At 73.5% G+C, this 22,060-nt stretch carries 18 protein-coding genes; 8 read left to right on the top strand and 10 right to left on the bottom strand.

What is annotated here, in order from left to right:
* Positions 1-3: 3 nt before the first annotated feature.
* The 4 genes from ACFVIU_RS19955 to rsmH all read right to left on the bottom strand — a co-directional run bounded on the left by ACFVIU_RS19955 (position 4) and on the right by rsmH (position 5,274).
* Positions 4-1,524, bottom strand: coding sequence for a UDP-N-acetylmuramoyl-L-alanyl-D-glutamate--2,6-diaminopimelate ligase (locus ACFVIU_RS19955; RefSeq protein WP_385843957.1), 1,521 nt, complete (start codon positions 1,522-1,524; stop codon positions 4-6).
* 192 nt (positions 1,525-1,716) lie between these two features.
* Positions 1,717-3,681 (bottom strand): peptidoglycan D,D-transpeptidase FtsI family protein, encoded by a 1,965-nt coding sequence (locus ACFVIU_RS19960; RefSeq protein ID WP_385843959.1) that lies wholly within the window; start codon positions 3,679-3,681, stop codon positions 1,717-1,719.
* A gap of 5 nt (positions 3,682-3,686) precedes the next feature.
* Positions 3,687-4,244: a septum formation initiator family protein gene (locus ACFVIU_RS19965; protein ID WP_385843960.1), complete on the bottom strand. Its 558-nt coding sequence runs from the start codon at positions 4,242-4,244 to the stop codon at positions 3,687-3,689.
* 73 nt (positions 4,245-4,317) lie between these two features.
* Entirely contained in the window at positions 4,318-5,274 is a 957-nt protein-coding gene (rsmH, locus tag ACFVIU_RS19970) for a 16S rRNA (cytosine(1402)-N(4))-methyltransferase RsmH (RefSeq protein ID WP_385843961.1), read from the bottom strand.
* Between the two features lie 419 nt (positions 5,275-5,693).
* Here rsmH and ACFVIU_RS19975 point away from each other — a divergent pair, with 419 nt between their 5' ends.
* The 4 genes from ACFVIU_RS19975 (at position 5,694) to ACFVIU_RS19990 (ending at position 11,268) form a co-directional block, all read left to right on the top strand.
* Entirely contained in the window at positions 5,694-6,242 is a 549-nt protein-coding gene (locus ACFVIU_RS19975) for a beta-class carbonic anhydrase (protein ID WP_385843962.1), read from the top strand.
* 246 nt (positions 6,243-6,488) lie between these two features.
* Entirely contained in the window at positions 6,489-7,529 is a 1,041-nt protein-coding gene (locus tag ACFVIU_RS19980; protein ID WP_385843964.1) for an AAA family ATPase, read from the top strand.
* Entirely contained in the window at positions 7,529-8,890 is a 1,362-nt protein-coding gene (locus ACFVIU_RS19985) for a DUF58 domain-containing protein (RefSeq protein ID WP_385843965.1), read from the top strand. The genes ACFVIU_RS19980 and ACFVIU_RS19985 overlap by 1 nt, the downstream gene beginning before the upstream one ends.
* The gene (locus ACFVIU_RS19990; protein ID WP_385843966.1) at positions 8,887-11,268 is read left to right on the top strand and encodes a DUF3488 and DUF4129 domain-containing transglutaminase family protein; all 2,382 of its coding nucleotides are present in this window, start codon (positions 8,887-8,889) and stop codon (positions 11,266-11,268) included. The genes ACFVIU_RS19985 and ACFVIU_RS19990 overlap by 4 nt, the downstream gene beginning before the upstream one ends.
* 92 nt (positions 11,269-11,360) lie before the next feature.
* Here ACFVIU_RS19990 and ACFVIU_RS19995 read toward each other — a convergent pair whose 3' ends face one another.
* The 3 genes from ACFVIU_RS19995 to ACFVIU_RS20005 all read right to left on the bottom strand — a co-directional run bounded on the left by ACFVIU_RS19995 (position 11,361) and on the right by ACFVIU_RS20005 (position 13,556).
* Positions 11,361-11,744, bottom strand: a complete 384-nt coding sequence (locus ACFVIU_RS19995; protein WP_385843968.1) for a DUF3040 domain-containing protein — start codon at positions 11,742-11,744, stop codon at positions 11,361-11,363.
* A 287-nt stretch (positions 11,745-12,031) separates the two neighbouring features.
* Positions 12,032-12,859: a methyltransferase gene (locus ACFVIU_RS20000; RefSeq protein ID WP_385843969.1), complete on the bottom strand. Its 828-nt coding sequence runs from the start codon at positions 12,857-12,859 to the stop codon at positions 12,032-12,034.
* Between the two features lie 124 nt (positions 12,860-12,983).
* Complete coding sequence (locus tag ACFVIU_RS20005) at positions 12,984-13,556, bottom strand: SAV_6107 family HEPN domain-containing protein (RefSeq protein ID WP_385843971.1); 573 nt, start codon at positions 13,554-13,556, stop codon at positions 12,984-12,986.
* 168 nt (positions 13,557-13,724) lie between these two features.
* Here ACFVIU_RS20005 and ACFVIU_RS20010 point away from each other — a divergent pair, with 168 nt between their 5' ends.
* The 4 genes from ACFVIU_RS20010 (at position 13,725) to ACFVIU_RS20025 (ending at position 19,231) form a co-directional block, all read left to right on the top strand.
* A complete protein-coding gene (locus ACFVIU_RS20010) occupies positions 13,725-14,594 on the top strand; it encodes an ATP-binding cassette domain-containing protein (protein WP_385843972.1) in 870 nt (289 codons plus the stop codon).
* The gene (locus tag ACFVIU_RS20015) at positions 14,566-16,650 is read left to right on the top strand and encodes a YhgE/Pip family protein (RefSeq protein ID WP_385843973.1); all 2,085 of its coding nucleotides are present in this window, start codon (positions 14,566-14,568) and stop codon (positions 16,648-16,650) included. Before ACFVIU_RS20010 ends, ACFVIU_RS20015 begins: the two co-directional genes overlap by 29 nt.
* A gap of 47 nt (positions 16,651-16,697) precedes the next feature.
* Positions 16,698-17,327, top strand: coding sequence for a TetR/AcrR family transcriptional regulator (locus tag ACFVIU_RS20020; protein ID WP_385843974.1), 630 nt, complete (start codon positions 16,698-16,700; stop codon positions 17,325-17,327).
* Positions 17,328-17,719: 392 nt separating this feature from the next.
* Positions 17,720-19,231, top strand: coding sequence for a phytoene desaturase family protein (locus ACFVIU_RS20025; protein ID WP_385843975.1), 1,512 nt, complete (start codon positions 17,720-17,722; stop codon positions 19,229-19,231).
* A gap of 15 nt (positions 19,232-19,246) precedes the next feature.
* Here ACFVIU_RS20025 and ACFVIU_RS20030 read toward each other — a convergent pair whose 3' ends face one another.
* The 3 genes from ACFVIU_RS20030 to thiE form a co-directional block, all read right to left on the bottom strand.
* Positions 19,247-20,149, bottom strand: a complete 903-nt coding sequence (locus ACFVIU_RS20030; protein ID WP_385843976.1) for a hypothetical protein — start codon at positions 20,147-20,149, stop codon at positions 19,247-19,249.
* 56 nt (positions 20,150-20,205) lie between these two features.
* Positions 20,206-21,129, bottom strand: coding sequence for a methylenetetrahydrofolate reductase [NAD(P)H] (gene metF, locus ACFVIU_RS20035; protein ID WP_385843977.1), 924 nt, complete (start codon positions 21,127-21,129; stop codon positions 20,206-20,208).
* 142 nt (positions 21,130-21,271) lie between these two features.
* Positions 21,272-21,919, bottom strand: a complete 648-nt coding sequence (thiE, locus tag ACFVIU_RS20040) for a thiamine phosphate synthase (RefSeq protein WP_385843979.1) — start codon at positions 21,917-21,919, stop codon at positions 21,272-21,274.
* Between the last annotated feature and the right edge of the window lie 141 nt (positions 21,920-22,060).

Genomic DNA, 22,060 nt, shown 5'->3' on the forward strand with positions numbered 1-22,060 from the left:
AGTTCATCCCTGGGTCTTCTGGATAGCTTCGCGAAGCACCTGGCGGTCGTCGAAGGGACGGACCACGCCGGCGATGTCCTGGCCCTGCTCGTGACCCTTGCCCGCGACCAGCACGGTGTCACCGGCCTGGGCACGGCCCACGACGGCGGTGATCGCGGCGGCCCGGTCCTCGAAGAGGAGCACCTCGCCGCGCTCGTGCGCGGGCACGGAGGCCGCGCCCTGGAGCATGGTCGCGAGGATCGCGAGGGGGTCCTCGGAGCGGGGGTTGTCGGAGGTCAGTACGGCCGTGTCGGCGAGCCGGGCCGCGGCGGCGCCCATCGGGGCCCGCTTGGTCTGGTCGCGGTCGCCGCCGCAGCCGAGGACGATGTGCAGCCGGCCCTTGGTGACCTTGCGCAGCGCCTTGAGCACCGACTCGACCGCGTCGGTCTTGTGGGCGTAGTCCACGACCGCGAGGTAGGGCTGCCCGGCGTCGACGCGCTCCAGGCGGCCGGGGACGCCGGGTACGGCGGCGATGCCGTCGGCGGCGGCCTGCGGGTCGAGGCCGGCCGCGGCGAGGGCGACGATGGCGGCGAGGGTGTTCGCCACGTTGAAGGGGCCCGCCAGCGGCGACCGGGCGTGGACGCGCTCGCCGTTCGGGCCGACGACGGTGAACGTCGAGTCCATGGGGCCGACCTGGACGTGCTCGGCCCGCCAGTCGGCGTCGGGGTGGCCCTCGGCGGAGAAGGTGACCACGGGGACCGTGGCCTCCTCGGCCAGCCGGCGGCCGTACTCGTCGTCGGCGTTGACCACGCCGAGCCGACTGCGCTCCGGCGTGAACAGCTGCGCCTTGGCCCGGAAGTAGTCCTCCATGTCGGAGTGGAACTCCATGTGTTCCGGGCTGAGGTTGGTGAAGACGGCGATGTCGAAGACGCAGCCGTCGACCCGGCCGAGCACCAGCGCGTGGCTGGAGACCTCCATGGCGACGGCCTCCACCCCGCGTTCGCGCATGACGGCGAACAGGGCCTGGAGGTCGGTGGCTTCGGGGGTGGTGCGCTCGGACTTGATGCGCTCGTCGCCGATGCGCATCTCGACGGTGCCGACGAGACCGGTGGACTTCGCGGTCCTGAGTCCGCCCTCGACCAGGTAGGCGGTGGTGGTCTTGCCGGAGGTGCCGGTGATGCCGATCTGGAGCAGGTCCCGGCCGGGGCGGCCGTAGATCGTCGCTGCCAGCTCGCCCATCCGCGCGCGCGGGTCGTCGACGACCAGGACCGGCAGTCCGCTCGCCGCGGCGCGCTCGGCGCCCGTCGGGTCGGTGAGCACGGCGACCGCGCCGAGACCGGCGGCCTGGGTGACGAAGTCGGCGCCGTGCAGACGGGCGCCGGGGAGGGCGGCGTACAGGTCGCCCGGGCGGACGGCGCGCGAGTCGTGGGTGATCCCCGTGACCTCGGCGGCGGTGTCCGGAGCGGCGGCACCCAGCTGATCGGCCAGTTCCGCGAGGGGTGTGGCGGAGACCTGAACCGGTCGCGGCGGTCCCGGATATGTCACGGAAGCGCCCTTCTGGGTGGTTTGGGACTGATCAGCGTGTGGCACGGCGGTGAGCGTACCGGGCGTACCCGCTCCGGGGCGAAGTGAGGACTCCGGGCCGTCGTGGTTCCCAGGGTGAGGGGTGATCGTTGTCACAGGTGCGTTCCTGGTCTTCCGGTGCTGTTCGGGCTGATCAGGGGTGGTCAAAACTGGTCAGGGCTTGTAGTCGACGGGCAGGTTGGCGGGGGGTGCCCCGGTCGGCGGGACCTGGAGGGTCTTCAGCGCGAACTCCATCACCTGCTTGTAGACGGGGCCGCAGATCTGGCCGCCGAAGTAGCTGCCGGAGGTGGCGTTCTGGATGGCGCAGTACACGGTGATCCGGGGGTTGTCGGCGGGCGCGAAACCGGCGAAGGACGAGGTGTAGCCGCGGTACCTGCCGGTGGCCGGATCCACGCGGTTGGCCGTGCCGGTCTTACCGGCCACGCGGTACCCCGGGATGCGGGCCTTGATGCCGGTGCCCTGCTCGTCGTCCACCACGGACTCCAGCATCTGGGCCACGGCCCTGGCGGTTCGGGCGCTGACGACCCGGGTCTCCTTGGGCTTGGGCGCGGGCGTGAAGCGTCCGTCGGCCCCCTTGGTGCCGCGCACCAGCGTCGGCTGGATCCGCACCCCGCCGTTGGCGATGGTCGAGTACACGGAGGCGGCTTGCAGGGCGTTGATGGAGAACCCCTGGCCGAAGGGGATCGTGTACTGCTGCGAGGTGGACCACTTCTGGTACGGCGCGAGGATGCCCGGGGTCTCGCCGGGGAAGCCGAGTCCGGTGTAGCTGCCGATGCCGAACTTGCGCAGATAGGAGTACAGGACCCGGTTGGCCTCCGGCTGGGTCCTGCCGAGCTGGCCGGTGGCGAGGATGGTGCCGATGTTGCTGGACTTGGCGAGCACGCCGTTGAGCGTGAGGTACCAGGTGCCGTGGTCGACGTCGTCCTGGAAGAGACGGTCGCCGCGGTGCAGCCGGTTGGGTACGACGACATGGGTGAGCGGGGTGGCCGCGTTCTCCTGGATCACGGCCGCCATGGACATCACCTTGGCGGTGGAGCCGGGCTCGTAGGCGTCCTGGACGGCCGCGTTGCCCATGGCCTCCGCGTCGGCCTTCGACAGGTCGTTGGGGTCGAAGCCGGGCGAGTTGGCCATGGCCAGGATCTGCCCGGTGCGGGTGTCCTGGACGATGACATAGCCCCGGTCGGCCCGGGACTTCTGCACCTGCTCGGTGATGGCGTTCTGCGCGGCCCACTGGATGTCGCGGTCGATGGTCAGCTCGACGTCGCTGCCGGGTACGGCGGGCGTCTCCGTGGAGCCCACGGTCGGCACCTCCCGCCCGCCCGACTGGGCGTACCGGAGCGTGCCGTTCTTCCCGGTCAGCTCCTTGTCCAGCGCCTGCTCGACACCGCCGCCGCCGCGGCCGTCGGCGTTGACCCAGCCCAGTATCCCGGCGGCGAGGTCGCCGTTGGGGTACACGCGCTGGCTGCTGGGGTCGGCGAAGACGCCGGCGAGCACGTTGGCGGTGTTCTTGTCCGTCTCCGCCTTCTTGGCGAGCGCCGCCTTCAGGTCCTTGATCTGCTTCCAGACCTGCGGGGTCCGCCGGGCGGCGAGCTTGGCGTACCGGGAGTTCCGGTTCGCCGGCCGCAGCTTCTTCACGAGCGCGGCCTGGTCCTGGCCGAGGATGGGCGCGAGCAGCGCGGCGGCCTGTTCCGGGCCGTCGCCGATCTTCAGCTGCTTCCTGGTGAACATCGTCGGGTCGGCGGTGATGTCGTAGGCGTCCTCGCTGACGGCGAGGGCCACGCCGTTGCGGTCGGTGATCCCGCCGCGCTCGGCGGTCAGCGTATGCACGACATACCGGTTCTGCTCGGCCCGCGCGGCGTACGCACTGGCATCCACGGCCTGCACCTGCAACAGCCGTACGACGAAGGCGATCAGCACCAGCGTCAGCGCGAGGCTGACCATGCGCAGCCGGGGCCGGGGGCTGCCGAGCTTCAGCGGGCGCGGGGCCGGCGGCCGGGCACCGCCCGGGCGGCGCGCCGGCCGGGCACCGGGCCCGGCCTGCCGCCGCACGGCACTCCCCGACCGGGGAGGCTTGGCGGGCCCGGGCACACGGCGGCGCGGCGGTTCCCTGTCGGACACTTCCGTCACCTGCCGGGGGTCGGGGTGGAGGCGGGCTGGGGGGTGGCCGCCGGGGCGGCCGGGGCGGAGAGGGGCGCGGCTGTGGGGGCGGCCGTGGGGGTGGGGCTGCTCGCGGGGGTGGCCGGGGCCGTGGCGGGTGCGGCCGGGGTGGCGGGGAGGCCGACGGCCGGGGTCAGGGGGTCCGGGGCGAGCGGGGCGGTGAGGGCGGCGGGCTCGGCCGAGGCGGGGCTGGGCACGCCCCGGACCGTGCCGTCGGGGTTGAGGAAGGCCGGGTCGCCGCCGGGGACCATGCCGAGTTGGCGGGCCCGGCGCTGGAGCGCGTCGGGCGCGGAGTAGGCGTCGATGTCCCGTTGCAGGGCCTGTTCCTCGTCGGTGAGGCTCTTCGTCTGCTTCTGCAAGTCGCTCATTCTGAACGAGCCCGCGCTGAGCGCGGAGTTCAGCACCAGCAGCCCGATGAGGCCGCCGCCGAGCAGCAGGACGACGAGCAGGACGAACGGCGTACGGGCGGCCCGGGCGCGGCCGGCCGGCAGGAGCCGGGCGAGCCGCGCGGCCCTCCCCCGCAACTCCGGCCTCTTCCCCGGTTTCCTGCTCGGCTGGGGTTTCCTGTTCACTGGCCCTCCGGCGGCTTACCCGGCCTCACTCGACGTCCTCCCTGATGCGCTCGGCACCGCGCAGCCTGGCCGGTGCGGCCCGGCGGTTCTCGGCGATCTCCTCCTCGGTGGGAAGTTCGGCACCGCGGGTGAGCAGCTTGAGCCGCGGCTGGTACCGCTCGGGTACGACGGGCAGCCCGGGCGGCGCGGTGGTCGCGGCACCGGCCGCGAAGACCTGCTTGACCAGCCGGTCCTCCAGCGAGTGGTACGACAGCACGGCGACCCGTCCGCCCACGGCGAGGGACTTCACGGCGGCCGGGATCGCCCGCTCCAGCACGGACAGCTCGCCGTTGACCTCGATGCGCAGCGCCTGGAAGGTGCGCTTGGCCGGGTTGCCGCCGGTGCGCTTGGCGGCCTGCGGCAGGGCGTCCCGGATCAGCTCCACGAGCCGGGCGCTGTTGCTGAACGGCTCCTTCTCGCGCTCCCGGACGATCGCGGCCACGATCCGCTTGGCCTGCTTCTCCTCGCCGTACGCGCGCAGGATGCGCACCAGCTCGCCCGCCGGATAGGTGTTGAGGACCTCGGCGGCGCTGATGCCGGTCGTCTGGTCCATGCGCATGTCCAGCGGCGCGTCCTGGGCGTAGGCGAAGCCGCGGTCGGCCTCGTCCAGCTGCATGGAGGAGACACCGAGGTCGAAGAGCACGCCCTGCACGCGCGCGAGGCCGAGCCGGTGGAGCACGTCGGGCAGCTCGTCGTACACGGCGTGCACCAGGGTGGCCCGCTCGCCGAAGGGCGCCAGCCGCTCGCCGGACAGCCGCAGTGCCTCCTTGTCCCGGTCCAGGCCGATCAGCCGGGCCTCGGGGAACCGGGTCAGCAGCGCCTCGCTGTGGCCGCCGAGGCCGAGGGTGCAGTCGACGACCACGGCTCCCGGGCGCTCCAGGGCGGGCGCCAGCAGGTCCAGGCACCGCTGGAGCATCACCGGGACGTGTCGACTCTGGCTCAAGGGGGCCTCTCAGGATCCGGCGCGGGCCGTACGCACCGCCGGGTCCCCGCCAGCTCGTGACGGTCCGGTCCGCCGGCGCCGGAAGCGTCAGCCGACCGGGAGCGGGAGGAGGCCGAGCCGTACGTACGCGCCGCGCACGTGGGGAGACGTCCGGGCGGGTGCCGGGTCTCCGGGGTTTTCACCAGCAGGGAGAGCCACGCCTCCCGCTTCGCGTCACTTTAGTCCACCCTGTCTCGCGGTCAATCAACCGGCCTGCGCGTCGCGCACCGGCGCCCGGCCGGAACCGCGGTTCGAACGGATTCACCCGTCCGGGTCGGGTTTGCCCTCCGTGTGGGGTAGCCCACAACAAGCCATGATGGCGTTCTTTGTCCGCTCTCACAGCGCGCCGTGGCCGTCGGCGACCAGTAACGTGCATGAGTATGACGACTTCCGCAGCAGTTCCCACTGGATCCGAAGGCGCCATATCCGGCGAGCGCCGTGTCACCGACCGCCTGGTGGAGTCCAACCAGCGGTACGCCGCAGAGTTCACCGACCCCGGCATGGACGCCCGGCCCGTCCTCAAGGTCGCGGTCGTGGCCTGTATGGACGCCCGTCTCGACCTGCACGCCGCGCTCGGCCTCCAGCTCGGCGACTGCCACACCATCCGCAACGCCGGCGGTGTGGTCACCGACGACGTGATCCGCTCCCTCACGATCAGCCAGCGGGCGCTCGGCACCCGCAGCATCGTGCTCATCCACCACACCGGATGCGGCATGGAGGCCATCACCGAGGAGTTCCGGCACGACCTGGAGATGGAGGTCGGCCAGCGCCCGGCGTGGGCGGTGGAGGCCTTCCGCGACGTCGACCAGGATGTGCGCCAGTCCATGCAGCGGGTGCGCACCTCGCCGTTCCTGCTGCACACCGACGATGTGCGCGGCTTCGTCTTCGACGTGCGCACCGGTCTGCTGCGCGAGGTCGACCCGGCCTGAGACGGGCCGCACCGGCGGGCCACCCCGAGGCATCCCTGCGGCGACCGCGTCGACGACGCGGTCGAAAAGTCGTAAGACCGACATCGTGCGGGCAGTTGTCCACAGGCGAGTGACACGAATCGGTAACGGCGGCAAGAATGCGGGTGGGACGGCACGCGGAACCTTTTCCGCGTGGTGTCCGTGTTTCGGGGTGAGCCGGCTGCGCACCGAGCGTGCCGGCCCGGAAAAAGGGCCGAGGAGGGCCGGGTGACGACCTATGACGATCGAGCGAGCCTCACTGATCTGACCGCCACGGTGGAACGGGTGCGCGGTTCGGTGGAGAGCGTGATCGAGGGCAAGCCCGAGGTCGTACGGCTCGCGCTGACCGTGCTGCTCGCCGAGGGCCACCTGCTGATCGAGGACGTCCCCGGGGTGGGCAAGACGATGCTCGCCAAGACGCTGGCGCGGTCCATCGACTGCTCGGTGCGGCGCATCCAGTTCACGCCCGACCTGCTGCCCTCGGACATCACCGGGGTGTCCATCTGGGACCAGCAGCGCCGGGACTTCGAGTTCAAGCCGGGCGCCATCTTCGCCCAGATCGTGATCGGCGACGAGATCAACCGCGCCTCCCCCAAGACCCAGTCCGCGCTGCTGGAGTCCATGGAGGAGCGGCAGGTCACCATCGACGGGCACAGCTACGAACTGCCCACGCCCTTCATGGTGGTCGCCACGCAGAACCCGGTCGAGATGGAGGGCACCTACCCGCTGCCCGAGGCACAGCGCGACCGCTTCATGGCCCGGGTCTCCGTCGGCTATCCGAGCATCGAGGCCGAGCTCCAGATGCTGGACGTGCACGGCGGGGTGAGCCCCCTGGAGGACCTCCAGCCGGTGGCGCACGCGCACGAGATCGCGAAGCTGATCGAGGCGGTGCGCGAGGTCCACGTCTCCGAGGCCGTCCGGCGGTACGCGGTGGAGCTGGTCGCCGCCACCCGCACCCACCCCGACCTGAGACTCGGTGCCTCCCCGCGCGCGACCCTGCACCTGCTGCGCGCCGCGAAGGCATCCGCGGCCCTGGCCGGCCGGGAGTTCGCGCTGCCGGACGACGTCCAGGCGCTGGCCGTCGCCGTCCTCGCCCACCGGCTGCTGCCCACCGCCCAGGCCCAGCTGAACCGCCGTACGGCCGAGCAGGTCGTCCTGGAGATCCTCCAGCACACGCCGGTGCCCGCGACCCCCGGACAGCAGAACGCGTTCGGCGTGCTCGGCCGGAACCTGCCGGACTATCCCCAGCAGCCCCCGCGGAGTCTGTGATGAGCGCCGGGGGGACCGGCCCGGCCGAGCCGGACCGCGGGGAGGCGGGCGGGGTCCGGACGGCCCTGGCGGGCCTCACCACCCGCGGCCGCTCCTTCCTGGCGGCCGGGATCGCCGCCGCTTCTTGCGCCTATGTGCTGGGCCAGAGCGATCTGCTGCGGGTCGGTCTGCTGCTCGCCGCGCTGCCGCTGATCTGCACGACCGTGCTGTACCGCACCCGCTACCAGGTGGCCGGCACCCGCCGTCTGTCCCCCGCGCGCGTACCCGCCGGCAGCGAGGCCCGGGTGCATCTGCGGGTGGACAACGTCTCCCGGCTGCCCACCGGTCTGCTGATGCTCCAGGACCGGGTGCCCTACGTCCTCGGACCACGCCCGCGCTTCGTGCTGGACCGGGTGGAGCCGGGCGGCCGCCGCGAGGTCTCCTACCGGGTCCGCTCCGATCTGCGCGGCCGCTATCCGCTGGGCCCGCTCCAGCTGCGGCTGACGGACCCGTTCGGGATGTGCGAACTGACCCGTTCCTTCTCGGCGTTCGACACGCTGACGGTCGTCCCGCACGTGGCGCCGCTGGCCCCGGTCCGGTTCGGCGGCGAGGCCCAGGGGTACGGCGACGGGCGGCAGCGCGCGCTGGCCCTGGCCGGCGAGGACGACGTGATCCCGCGCGGCTACCGCTACGGCGACGACCTGCGCCGGGTGCACTGGCGGTCCACCGCGCGCTACGGCGAGCTGATGGTGCGCCGCGAGGAGCAGCCCCGGCGCGCCCGCTGCACCGTGCTGCTCGACACCCGGGGCGGCGCCTACGCGGGCGCGGGCCCCGACTCGGCCTTCGAGTGGGCCGTCTCCGGTGCCGCCTCGGTGCTGGTGCACATGCTGGAACGCGGCTTCTCGGTACGGCTGCTGACGGACAGCGGCAGCGTGGTGCCCGGCGAGGGCGCCGACGGGTTCGCGGGCAGCGGCCCGGAGACCGCGGACGCGGCCGGGCTGATGATGGACACCCTCGCGGTGATCGACCACTCCGACGGCACCGGCCTGTCCCGGGCGTACGACGTGCTGCGCGGCGGCCACGAGGGCCTGCTGATCGCCTTCTTCGGCGACCTGGACGAGGGACAGGCGGCGACCGCCGCCAAGATGAGCCGGCGCAGCGGCGGTGCCGTCGCCTTCGTGCTGGACCCGGACACCTGGGTGCGGGAGCCGACCGATGTGCCGCGCCCGGGCGACCGGCACGGCGAGCGGCTGCGCCTGCTGCGCGAGGCGGGCTGGACGGCGCTGAGCGTGCCGCGCGGTGCCGCGCTGGACGACCTGTGGCGGCAGGCCGAGCGGGAACGCTCCGGCCTGGCCGCCCTGAGCGGGGAGGCGTCTCGATGAGCGGGCGGGCACGACTGTCCCTGTTCGCCGCCGCGGCCACGCTGATGGCGTCGACCGCGCTGCTGCCCCTGGTGGACCGGCCGACCTGGCTGCTGGAACTGGTCCCGCTGGTGGCCGTGCAGACCGGGGTGGGCGCCGCGGCCCGGAGGGTGCCGCTGGCCCGGCCGCTGACCGTGGCGGCGCAGGCGCTCACCACGCTGGTCCTGCTGACCCTGGTCTTCGCCCATCGGCACGCGCTGCTCGGGCTGATCCCGGGTCCGGACACCTTCCGGTTCTTCGCCGAGCTGTTCCGGCAGGGCGCGCAGGACGTCAACCAGTACGCGATACCGGCACCGCTCACCGACGGCATCCGGCTGATGCTGATCGGCGGGGTGCTGCTGATCGGTCTGCTGGTGGACAGCCTCGCGGTGACCTTCCGCAGCGCGGCTCCGGCCGGGCTGCCGCTGCTCGCCCTGTACTCGGTGGCCGCGGGCCTGTCCGACGGGGGCGCCGACTGGCTGTGGTTCCTGGTGGCGGCGGGCGGCTACCTGATGCTGCTGCTCGCGGAGAGCCGGGAGCGGCTCGCCCAGTGGGGCCGGGTCTTCGGCGGCGGCCCCCGCTCCACGGGCGTCCCCGAAGGCGCCGTGGCACCGGTGCGCACCGGACGCCGGATCGGCGCGGTCGCGCTCGGGGTGGCGCTGATCGTGCCGCTCGCCCTGCCCGGCATGCAGGGCGGCCTGCTGGCCGCCGCCGGCACCGGGGTGGGCGGGGACGGCGGCGCCGGCGGCACCATCTCCGCGGTCAACCCCCTGGTGTCCCTGCGCGACAGCCTGAACACGAACAACGACCGCGAGGTGCTGTCCGTGCGCACCAGCGCGAACGACATCTCGGACCTGTATCTGCGGATCGTCTCGCTGGACGACTTCGACGGCACCACCTGGAAGCCGGCCCAGCGGCGCATCGTCGGCGTACCCGACACCTTCCCCACGCCCATCGGGCTGGGCCCGGACATCAAGCGCAGCACGGTGCGGACGAACGTCACGACGGCGGACTGGTACGCCCAGGACTGGCTGCCGATGCCGTACCCGCCCAGCTCGGTCCGGATCGACGGCAACTGGCGGTACGAGCCGGTCGGCATGACGCTCGTCGGCGACCACGGCCAGAACACCCGCAGCGCGCACTACCAGGTGACCAGCCTGGACGTGCGGCCGACGGCCCAGCAGCTGGCCTCCGCGCCGGAGCCGCCGGCGGCCCTGGAGCGCGAGTACGCCAAGGTGCCGGCGTCGCTGCCGCAGGTGGTGGCCCGCACCGCCCAGCAGGTCACCGCGGGCGCGGCGAACCACTACGAGGAAGCGGTCAAGCTCCAGGACTACTTCGCGGTCAGCGGCGGCTTCCAGTACGACACCCAGGTGGCGGTCGGCCGCGGGCCGAACGCGATCGCCAACTTCCTGAAGAAGAAGGAGGGCTTCTGCGTCCACTTCTCCTTCGCGATGGCGGCGATGGCCCGCACCCTGGGCATCCCGGCCCGGGTCGCGGTGGGCTTCGCGCCCGGCACCCCGCAGGCCGACGGCACGGTCGCGGTCAATCTGAAGGACGCGCACGCCTGGCCCGAGCTGTACTTCGAGGGTGTGGGCTGGACCCGCTTCGAGCCCACCCCCACCCGCGGCACCATGCCGTCGTACACCCAGTCGAGCAGCCCCGGAACCTCGCTGCCGGACCCGGCCCTGCCGTCCCGGAACGCCTCCTCGGCGCCCTCGGCGGCGGCCTCGCCGAGCGAGAGCTGCACCGGTCAGCTCAAGAAGCTGGACGCCTGCTCCAGCGCCTCGGCCGCGGCGGCTCCGGCCGGCGGCGACAGCGGTACGGGCCCCTGGTGGCCGCTGCTGATCGGGCTGGCCGCACTGCTGGTCCTGGCGGTGCCGCTGTCGCCGATGCTGTGGCGGGCGCGGGTGCGCTCCGCGCGGCTCGGCGGGCACGCGCGGACCGAGGAGGGGGCGGCGGCCCACACCCTGGCGGCCTGGCAGGAGCTGACGGACAGCGCCTGGGACCACGGCATCGCTCCGGACGAGTCGCTGACCCCGCGCCGGGCCGCCGAGCGGATCGTCCGGCTGGGCCGCCTGGACCCGGCGTCCGGGGACGCGGTGCACCGGCTGGCGGGCGCGGTGGAGCAGGTGCTGTACGCACCCCGGCCGCGTCCGGCGACCGGGGCGGCGGAGGATGTGCGCCGGGTGATCGCGGCCCTGCGTGCCACGGTGAGCACGGGGGTGCGGCTGCGGGCGCGGTTCCTGCCCCGCTCGTCGGCCCGGCTGCTGTGGGCGGCATCCGCCCGCTGGTCGGCCCTGCGCTCCAGCCTCCGCATGCCCCGCCCGGCCCTGCGCAGGGCCTCCGAACAGCGGGGCTAGCACGGGGGCGCGAGGGCGCCGGCACATGCGTGAGGGGCGGCCACCGAGTGGTGGTCGCCCCTCACGGAGTCTCTGTACGGGCCGTGTGACCGCTAGCGGCCGTGTTCGTCCCGGCGACGCTGCCAGCGCTGCTCGATCCGGTCCATCATGGAGCGCTTCGGCCGGGCCTGACGGCGCACGGCGCCCACCGGGTGCTCACCCGGCTTCGGCGCCTTGCGCCAGCCGGTGACGGCGAGCACGGCACAGCCCAGCATGACGAGGAAACCCACCACGCTGACCCAGATCAGCTGCATGACCATTCCGGTCATGAGGAGCGCGATACCCACGAGGAAGCCCGCGACCGCCTGGTAGACCCGCCGCCGGGTGTACGTACGCAGCCCGCTTCCCTCAAGCGCTGACGCGAACTTGGGATCTTCGGCGTACAGCGCTCGCTCCATCTGCTCGAGCATGCGCTGCTCGTGCTCCGAGAGCGGCACGGAGTCCTCCTCATCGTGCAGTCGCCGGGGCGACCCGGGGGGTCCCTTCAGGATAGGCAGGGAATCGCCCCCGTGAAACCCGCCCCTCTACGCCAATTGACCAACCACGGTGCGTGGTGGCCATCCGGCTCGCTGAGGCTTCCATTCCCCGGCGGCCGACCCGTCATGCCGGGTGGTGTACCTCGATCATACGGCGCAAACCGCTCGTTCGGGGGGCTTGTGGCGTACTCCATCCGCTGCCGAGCCCCTGATCAGCGCCGGGTACGGGAGGCGCACCGGCGATGCGTTCAGGCCTCCGCGCCACCCGGCGTCTCGCCGAGCACATGGAGCTGGGTGGCCACGGAGCGGAAGGCGGGCAACTCGGCCGCCGCGGCCTCCAGCTGGAGCAGCGCGTCCAGGGCACCGGGCTCGGTGTCCACCAGGACGCCGGGCACCAGGTCGGCGAAGACCCGCACGCCGTGCACCGCGCCGACCGTGAGGCCCGCGTCCTCGACCAGCGCGGTGAGCTGCTCGGCGGTGAACCGGCGGGGCATCGGGTCGCCGGTGCCCCAGCGGCCCTCGGGGTCCTGGAGCGCCCGCCGGGCCTCGGTGAAGTGGCCGGCGAGGGCGCGGGCGAGCACCGCGCCGCCGAGGCCCGCGGCGAGCAGACTGAGGACACCCTCGGGGCGCAGCGCGGCGACCGCGTTGCGCACGCCCTCGGCCGGGTCGTCGACGTACTCCAGGACACCGTGGCACAGCACGACGTCGTAGCCGCCGCGCTCGACCACGTCGAACAGGCCGTGGGCGTCGCCCTGCACGCCCGTGACCCGGTCCGCGACACCGGCCTCGGCGGCGCGGCGCTCCAGCGCGAAGAGCGCGTTGGGGCTGGGGTCGACCACGGTGACACGGTGGCCGAGCCGGGCGAGGGGCACGGCGAAGTTGCCGCTGCCGCCCCCGGTGTCGAGGACGTCCAGCGACTCCCGGCCGGTGGCCTTGACCCGGCCGTCGAGGGCGTCCTGGAGGACCTCCCACACCACGGCGGTACGGAGCGAGGCACGGGACCGAGGGGTGCCGGAGCGCAGCGACTCCCGTTGCGCGTGGTGGTGGGAGACGGGCGGGCGCATCGGGTCCGACACGGCAGTTGACTCCTCGCGGGGCTGGACGGCTTCAGGCAACCCCACCCTATTGCCTTCGGCGCCCCGGCCCCTCATCGCGCGGGGTGGCGGCGGTGTCCGTCTCGCCGGGCGGACGAGCCGGTGGTCAGCCCGCGTCCGGAAGGTCGCTCCGCGTCCCCGCCGGGGTGCCCGGGCCGGGCGGCTCGCCGGTGTCCTGGCGGGGCTGGGGCAGGACGGGCTGGAGGACGAGCAGCCGCTCGACGATGCGCAGGAACATCGCCACGTCCCGTATCAGGTCGTCGGCGTCCCGCCGGCTCGCGGCGCCCCGGATGCCGGCCTCGGCGCGGGCCCGGCGGGCGGCGCCGGAGGCGAACAGCGCGCTCCACTCGGTCAGCTCGGGGGCGATCTCGGGCAGCACCTCCCAGGCGCTGCGGATCCGGGCGCGGCGGCGCGGGGAGGTCTCGGGGCGGCCGCGGGCGGCGAGCACGGCGGCGGCGGTGCGCAGGGCGGCGAGGTGGGCGGTGGCGTAGCGCTCGTTCGGCGGGTCCAGGCGCGCCGCCTCGGTCAGGCCGGCGCGGGCCTGGGCGAGCAGGTCGAGGGCGGCGGGCGGGGCCGGGGCGCGGCGGAGCACGGGGTGCACATCGCTGGCCGGGCCGGTCAGTGAGGGGGCAGGGCCGGTGGCGGCGCGCCGGCGGGCGGCGGCGGACGAGTGGGCCATGACGAACCTCCTGTCGTCTGGGTGACGGCACGGGTGCCGTATGTGCACATCGTGCGGTATGCCACTGACAATCCGTTCTGACCTGGGGTTTTGCCTCGATCGCAGGTTCGGGCGTATTTTTGAACTGACCAGTCAGTTCAAAAATACGGGAACCAGGCAGGGGGGCTTGTGGACGGCGTCGACGTCACGGCCGAGGGCCTCGGGCTGAAGGGGCCGCGGGGGTGGGCCTTCCGCGGCATCACCTTCACCGCGGAGCCCGGCTCGCTGATCGCCATCGAGGGACCGTCCGGCTCCGGCCGTACGTGTCTGCTGCTCGCACTCACCGGGCGGATGAAGCCCACCGAGGGAGTGGCCATCGTCGGCGGGGCCAAACTTCCCCGGCAGATGGCCGCGCTGCGCCGGATCAGCGCGGTCGCCGGGGTGGCCGGGGTGACGGACCTGGAGCCCGCGCTGACCGTCGGGGAGCACCTGCGCGAGCGGGCCCTGCTCCAGCGCCGGTTCGGCGACTCGCTGCGCGAGCTGCTGCGGCCCCGCCCCCAGCGCACGCACGAGGCGAGGCTGCGGATCGACGCGGCCCTGGCCGCCGCCGGGCTCGACCTGGAAGAACTGCCCAAGGGCTCCCGGACGGCCGTACGCGACCTGGAGCGGCTCCAGGAGCTGCGGCTGTCCATCGCACTGGCCCTGCTCGGCCGGCCGCGGCTGCTCGGGGTGGACGACATCGAGACGAAGCTCTCGGACGCCGAGCGCGCCGAGGTCTGGGACCTGCTGCGGTCCCTCACGCGCGCGGGGACGACGGTGGCCGCCGTGTGCCGGACGGCCCCCGAGGACTGCATCACCGTGCCGACCGGCAGCGCCGGCACCACCGGCACCACCGGCAAGGACACCGAGCCGACCGGCGCCCCCGACGAAGACACCGAACCGGCCGCCACCCCCGACGAGGACACCGAGCCGGCCGGCACCGTGCACCAGGACACCGAGCCGCACACCGAGCGGAAGGAGGACGCCGGTGATGCGCTCACCGAGGCTGGCCGCGCTTGAGCTGAGGCGCTTCGGCCGCGGCCGGCTGCCGCGCGCCGCCCTCATCGCGCTGCTCGTGCTGCCGCTGCTCTACGGCGCCCTGTACCTGTGCTCCTTCTGGGACCCCTACGGCCGGCTCGACCGCATCCCGGTGGCCCTGGTGAACGACGACAAGGGCGCCACCGCGGACGGCAGGAAGATCACCGCGGGCGACGACATCGTCGCCGGACTCCGCCACAGCCGGACCTTCGAGTGGCACCGGGTGAGCGACGCGGAGGCCCGCAAGGGCGTCGAGGACGGCACCTACTACCTGTCGCTGACCATGCCCCGCGACTTCAGCAGGCGGATCGCGTCCAGCTCGGGCGACACCCCGGTGGCCGGTGCCCTCCAGGTGCGCACCAACGACGCCAACAACTACATCGTCGGCCAGATCTCCCGCTCGGTCTTCAGCGAGATCCGCACGGCCGCGTCGACCAAGTCCTCCCGGGCCTTCCTGGACCGGATCTTCGTCTCCTTCTCCACCATCCACGACCGCACGGTCACGGCGGCCGAGGGCGCCGACAAGCTCGACACCGGCATCGGCAAGGCGGAGAAGGGCTCCAAGGACCTCGCCGACGGGCTGAAGGACGCCAAGACCGGCAGCGGAAAGCTGCTCAAGGGCCTGAAGAAGCTCAACACCGGCGCCGGCGACCTCGAGGACGGCTCGCAGCAGGTCGCCGACGGCACCCAGGCCCTCGCCGACAAGGTCGACGGCGTCTACGCCAAGGCGGGCCCGTTCCTGAACGACAACGGCAAGACCATCGGGGACACCGCCCGGCTGGTCGCCGACTCCGCCAAGACCGTCAAGGACAACCTCGACACGCTGGTGAAGGCCGCACCCGGCGCCGCCAAGGCCGCGCATGCCTCGGCGAAGGTCCTGAGCGACGTCTACACGGCCCGCTGCGAGACCGCGACCGTGCCCGACCCCGCCTGCCCGGAGCTGAAGAAGGCCAGGACCGCCGCCACCGATGTGGCCGGCGTCGCCGACGACCTCAACACCCTCATCGCCGACCAGAACGGCGACCTGACGACCATGCGGGCCAACCTCGCCACCCTCCAGAAGCAGGCCGAGGCCCTCCAGGAGCGCGCACCGCACCTGGCCGAGGACGTCGGCGACGCCGTCAAGAAGATCGACAAGCTGAACGCCGGTGCCCAGAAGGTGGCCGCCGGCGCCAAGAAGCTGCACACCGGGCTCGGCACCGCCCAGACCGGCGCCACCGCGCTGGACACGGGCATCGGTACGGCGAAGTCGGGCGCCGAGACCCTGAACGGCGGCCTGTACAAGCTCTCCGACGGCTCCGGAAAGCTGGCCGGCGGGCTGCACTCCGGCGCCAGGAAGATCCCCGACTACGACCGGCAGGACCGGGACAAGCGCACCGGCGTGATGGCCGACCCCGTCCAGCTGGCCTCCCACGACCTGCACCGGGCGCCGAACTACGGCACCGGGTTCGCCCCGTACTTCATCCCGCTGTCCCTGTGGGTCGGCGCGATGGTGGCCTACATGCTGATCGCGCCGCTCAACCGGCGTGCGCTCGCGGCCGGTGCGCCGGCCTGGCGGATCGCGCTCGCCGGCTGGCTGCCGGTGGTCGCCGTGGGCGTGCTCCAGGTGGCGGCCCTGATGGCCGTGCTGCACTGGGCGGTCGGGCTGGACATGCAGCGGGCGGGCGGCACGGTCGGCTTCCTGTTCCTGGTCAGCGCGTGCTTCGCGGCGATCGTGCAGTGGCTGAACGCCCGCTTCGGCGCGGCCGGCCGGATCCTCGTCCTCGCGCTGCTGATGCTCCAGCTGACCTCGGCGGGCGGCACCTACCCGGTGCAGACCAGCCCCGGCTTCTTCTCCGCGATCCACCCGTACCTGCCGATGAGCTACGTCGTGTCGGCGCTGCGCCGGCTGATCACGGGCGGCGGGCTCGGCCCGGTGTGGCAGGCGTGCGCGGTGCTCACCGCGTTCACCGCGGGCGCCCTCGCGCTCACCGCGCTCGCGGCCCGGCGCCGCCAGGTGTGGACGCTGGACCGGCTGCACCCGGAGCTGAGCCTGTGACCCCCGGGAGCGCACCGCACACGCGCGTACCTGTGAGAATCTGGCCCATGGAAAGCAGCAGCGCCAGGTCGGGCGGGAGTACACGCCGCGAGGCCACCCGGCAGAAGCTCTACGAGGCGGCCGTCACGCTCATCGCCGAGCAGGGCTTCTCCGCCACCACGGTGGACGAGATCGCCGAGCGGGCCGGGGTCGCGAAGGGCACGGTCTACTACAACTTCGCGAGCAAGTCGGTCCTCTTCGAGGAGCTGCTGCGGCACGGAGTGGGCCTGCTCACCGCCTCGCTCCAGGAGGCGGCGGAGCGGACGGCCGCCCAGGGCGGCAGCAAGGTGGACGCGCTGGACGCGATGGTCCGCGCGGGGCTGGTCTTCATCGACCGCTACCCGGCCTTCACCCAGCTCTACGTGGCCGAGCTGTGGCGCACCAACCGCGCCTGGCAGTCCACGCTGATGGTGGTCCGGCAGGAGGCCGTCGCGGTGGTCGAGGGCGTGCTGCGCGAGGGCGTGGCGGGCGGCGAGTTCAGCGACGAGATCGACATCCCGCTGACGGCGGCCGCGCTGGTCGGCATGGTGCTGGTGGCGGCGCTGGACTGGAAGTCCTTCCAGCCGGAGCGCTCCCTGGACGATGTGCACGCGGCGCTGTCCCGGCTGCTCCAGGGCCGGGTCAGCGGGCGGGCCTGAGCCGGCGGGCGAGCAGCGCGAGGGGTGACGGCGGACGGGCGGACGCGGGGAGGCGCCGGCCCGTCACCGGACCGGCGCCTCCCGCTCCCCGTACCGCACCGTGCTCCCCCGCACGGTGTCCCCGTTGTCCCCCGTGGGTGGTCGTCCCCGGGTCCCCCGTCTCGCTTCCGCCGACGGATCGGCGGAAGGAGCGGCCAGGTGGCGGGCGCCGTTCCGCCGCCCCGTGCCGGCGGTGCCGGGCCGCGCCCCTTGCCGTGCCTCCACTGTGTCGCCCGCGCGGGCCCCGGCCCATCCGCGCGGGTACTCATCTCGCGGTCTAGGTACGGGTACTCAGAAGCCCGCACCCCGGCCCGCGGACCGGATGGTCGGTGCGGGTCGATAAAGTCGCAGGCATGGCACGGATTGCGGTGATCGGCGCCGGGATGGGCGCGATGGCGGCCGCTGCCCGGCTGGCCGTCGCGGGCCACCGGGTGGCGGTGTACGAGCGTACGGAGACGTACGGCGGCGCGGTGCGCCGGCTGGAGCGCGACGGATTCGCCTTCGACACCGGCCCGGGGCTGCTGACCCTGCCCGCCGTCTACCGCGACCTGTTCGTCAAGACCGGCCGGGAGCCGCTGGAGGACTGCGTCGAACTGGTCCAGGTCGACCCGTCCTCGCGGCACCTCTTCGCGGACGGCACCGAGGTCCGGTTGCCGAACGCCTCGCGCGGGGGCGTCGTCGCGGCGCTGGAGGAGGCGCTCGGCGCGGGTGCGGGCAAGCGCTGGGGCGACTTCCTGATCCGCGCCCGCGAGGCCTGGGACCGCACCCGCCGCCCGCTGCTGGAGGAGCCGCTGTGGCCCGACTGGCAGGTGCTGGCCGCGAAGGAGCCGTACCCGGCCGTCCCGCACAAGCGGCTGCTGCGCACCCGCCGGGCGAGCACACCGGCCGAGATCGCCGCCTGGGAGCTGCGCGACGAGCGGCTGGGAGCCCTGCTGTACAGCCAGGTGCTCGGGTACGGCCTCGATCCGCGGAGCGCCCCGGCGAGCGCGGCGGTGCTGCCGTACATGGAGCACGCCTTCGGCACCTGGTATGTGCGCGGCGGGATCCGGGAGTTGGCGCGCGCGGTGTACGAGCGGTGTCTGGCGCGGCGGGTGGAGTTCGTCTTCGGCGCCGAGGTCACCCGGATCGTGGAGAAGGACGGCCGCGCGGCCGGCGTGGAGCTGGGCGACGGGTCGGTGGCGGAGGCGGACCAGGTCGTGGCCGATGTGCATCCGGCGCGGCTGGCGGCGCTGACCGGGCATCCGCTGGACGCCGAGGGCGATGTGCGGGCCGCCGCCGACGCGTTCCGGCCCGGGCGGTTCACCGTGTCGCTGGCCCTGCGCGGCGGCCGGGAGGCGGACGCCGTGCACCGCACGGTGGTCCACGCCCCGGACGAGGAGGCGGAGCTGGACTTCCTGGTCTCTCCGGGCGGTGATCTGCCCCGGTGTCCCACGGTGACGGTGCTGCGCCCCGACGACCCCGCGCTCAGACCGGACGACGCGCACGAGTCGGTGGTGCTGTCCGCGGTGGTGCCGGCCGACGCCGGCTGGGACCGGCCGGACACCGTCCGCCGGTACACGGACCTGGTACTGGAGGCCGCGCGGGCGGCGGTCCCGGGGCTGCCGGACCGGGTGCTGTGGCAGGAGGTGCGCACCCCGGCCCACACCGCCGAGGAGACGGGCGCTTCCCTCGGGGCGGTGCCCGCTCCCGCCCTCGCCGCCGGCCAGGGACGTTTCCTGCACCCGGCGAACACCACCCGGCTGCCCGGTCTCTACCGGGCGGGCGGCTGGTCCCACCCCGGCGGCGGGCTCGCGCACGCGGGCATGTCGGGCGCGCTGGTGGCGGGGCTGATCGTGGAGGGCCCGGAGTTCCGCGGCTCGCAGTGAGCGGGCCGCGGGGCCTCAGAAGCGGTACTGCTCGCCGTACTCGGCGCCCGGCTGCGGCTGGCCGTGGTACGGGTACGGCTGCTCCTGCGGGAGTTCGCCGCCGTGGGTCTCGTCGGTGCGCTGCTGCGGCACCCACACCCCGCCGGGCGGGGTCTCGGAGTACCCGCCGCCCGCGTACGGGTCCTGGGCGTAGCCCTGCTGCTGGTAGCCGGTGTCGTAGGCGCCGCCGCCGTAGGACTGGCTGCCGATGTACGGGTCGGAGTAGTTGGCGTAGCCCTGCTGCTGGCCGCCGGAGTCGTAGCCGTACCCCTGGGTGCCGTAGGCCGAGTAGTCGTAGGCGTACGCCTGCTGCTCGCTGGCCTGGGGCTGGGTGGGGTTCGAGTAGGCGGTGTCGCTGTAGACGCCGTAGTTGCCGGTGTCCTCGGGCAGCGGCTGCGGCTCGTAGACGGTGGTGGTCTCGGCGGCGGCGTGCGGGAGCGGCTGGGCGGGGGTGAAGACGTCGTCGCGGTCGTAGTCCTCGTAGCCCCCCTGCGGGGTGCCGTAGGCGTCCTGGTCCGGGCCCGGCTCGTCGGCGGCGGGCTCCGGCCCGGTGCCCGCCACGGGCGCCTCCTGCCGGTCCGCCCGGCCGCGGCGGCGCTTGCTGCCGCCGCCGGACTCCGCCTCGGGCCGCTTGACCGCCCAGCCCGCCGCGAAGCCGCGGCGGAACGACAGCGTGACGTAGGTCTGGCCGACCGCGAAGGCGATCGCGCCGAGGCCGATCACGATGACGGACGGGATGAGCACACCCAGCACGACACCGAGGAAGCCGGCGAAGGCGAGCAGCCGCCAGCGCAGCCGCGCCTTGTACTGAAGCAGCACCTCGCCCAACAACCACAGTGCGACGACGCCGAACGCGATGTAGAGGACCGTCCAGCCCATGTACGCCCCTCTCCCAGTGGCCGTTCCGCAGTGTGTCGTACGGCGGTGTGGCCGGTCTAGGCCTGCGGAGGGTGGTGCAGGCCCAGGTTCTCGTAGATTTCCAGGGTCGCCGTGGAGTTGTTGAGCGTGATGAAGTGCAGTCCGGGCACTCCCTCGGCCAGCAGCCGTGCGCAGAACTCCGTGGCGAACTCGATACCGATGGAGCGTACCGCCGCCGGATCGTCCTTCGCTGTGAGGATCCGCTCTTTCAGGGCATCCGGGAAGTGCGCGTTGCTGAGTTTCGGCAACCGTTCCAGCATCTTCACGCTGGTGACCGGCAGGATCTCCGGGATGACCGGGGTGTCGCAGCCGGCGGCCGCCACCCGGTCGCGCAGCCGCAGGTAGGACTCCGGCTGGAAGAACATCTGGGTGATGGCGTAGTCGGCACCCGCGCGGCACTTGTCCACGAAGTGGGCGACGTCGGTGTCCCAGTCGGCGGAGCGCGGGTGCATCTCCGGGAACGCGGCGACGCCCACGCAGAAGTCGCCCGACTCCTTGATGAGCCGGACGAGTTCGGCCGCGTAGGTCAGGCCCTGGGGATGCGCGATCCACTCGCCCATGGGGTCGCCGGGCGGGTCGCCGCGCACGGCGAGCATGTTGCGGATGCCGGCGTCCGCGTACTGGCCGATGATGTTGCGCAGCTCGGCGATGGAGTGGTCGACCGCGGTGAGGTGGGCGACCGGGGTGAGCGTGGTGTCGGCGACGATCTGCTGGGTCTCCTTGACCGTGCCCGCGCGGGTGGAGCCGCCGGCGCCGTAGGTCACGGAGACGAAGTCGGGCGCGACCGCCTCGACCCGCCGGAGCGCGCTCCACAGGTTCCGCTCGCCCTTGGGGGTCTTCGGCGCAGAGAACTCGAACGAGTACGTCGTCTTGCCGGTGGCCAGGATGTCGCGGATCGTGCGGGCGCGATCAGTCCTGGTGGATGCGGTTCCGAGGGCCATACGGGCAGGTTAGCCAGGGGTGGGCGGTCACCCAACCGGATCTCGCAAATTTGCCTGATTTGCCGTCCTTCTGTCCACCCCTTGGACAGAAATCCGGACAGAAATCCGGACAGCCGCCCCGCGGACACCCCTCAGATGCCCCTCAGAGCTGCCGCAGCCGCTTGGCGAACTCCGCCGCGGCGGCACCCGGGTCGTCGGCCTCGGTGATCGCGCGGACCACGACCACCCGGCGGGCGCCGGCGTCCAGCACCTGGTCCAGGTTGCCGAGGTCGATGCCGCCGATGGCGAACCAGGGGCGGTCGGTGCCGAGGCCGGCCGTGTAGCGGACCAGGTCCAGGCCGGGCGCGTGCCGGCCGGGCTTGGTCGGGGTGGGCCAGCAGGGTCCGGTGCAGAAGTAGTCCACACCGTCCTGGACGGCGGCCGCGGCGGCCTCGGACTCGGCGTGCGTGGAGCGGCCGATCAGGACGCCGTCGCCGAGGATGGCGCGGGCCGCGGGCACCGGCAGGTCGCCCTGGCCGAGGTGCAGCACGTCGGCGCGGGCCGCATGGGCGACGTCCGCGCGGTCGTTGACCGCCAGCAGCTTGCCGTGCCGGGCGCAGGCCTCGGCGAAGACCTCCAGATGGGCCAGCTCCTCGGCGGCCTCCATGCCCTTGTCACGCAGCTGCACGATGTCGACACCGCCGGCCAGGACCGCGTCCAGGAACTCGGCGAGGTCGCCCTGGCGCCGGCGGGCGTCGGTGCAGAGGTACACGCGGGCGTCGGCGAGTGCGGCGCGGGCGGTGTCGGACATGGCGGGTCCCCCCGGTGGTCGGTGTCCCTGGCGGCGTGACGGGTGGGGGGGGGGGCGCCCCGGCCGGGCCCCCCCCCACCGGTCGCGGCAGGCGCCGACTCGGCGGGGGCGGGGGCGCCCGCCGGACCACAAGCGCCCCCT

It is taken from the genome of Streptomyces sp. NPDC127190 (genome assembly GCF_042672505.1).
In the GTDB taxonomy this organism is placed as follows: domain Bacteria; phylum Actinomycetota; class Actinomycetes; order Streptomycetales; family Streptomycetaceae; genus Streptomyces.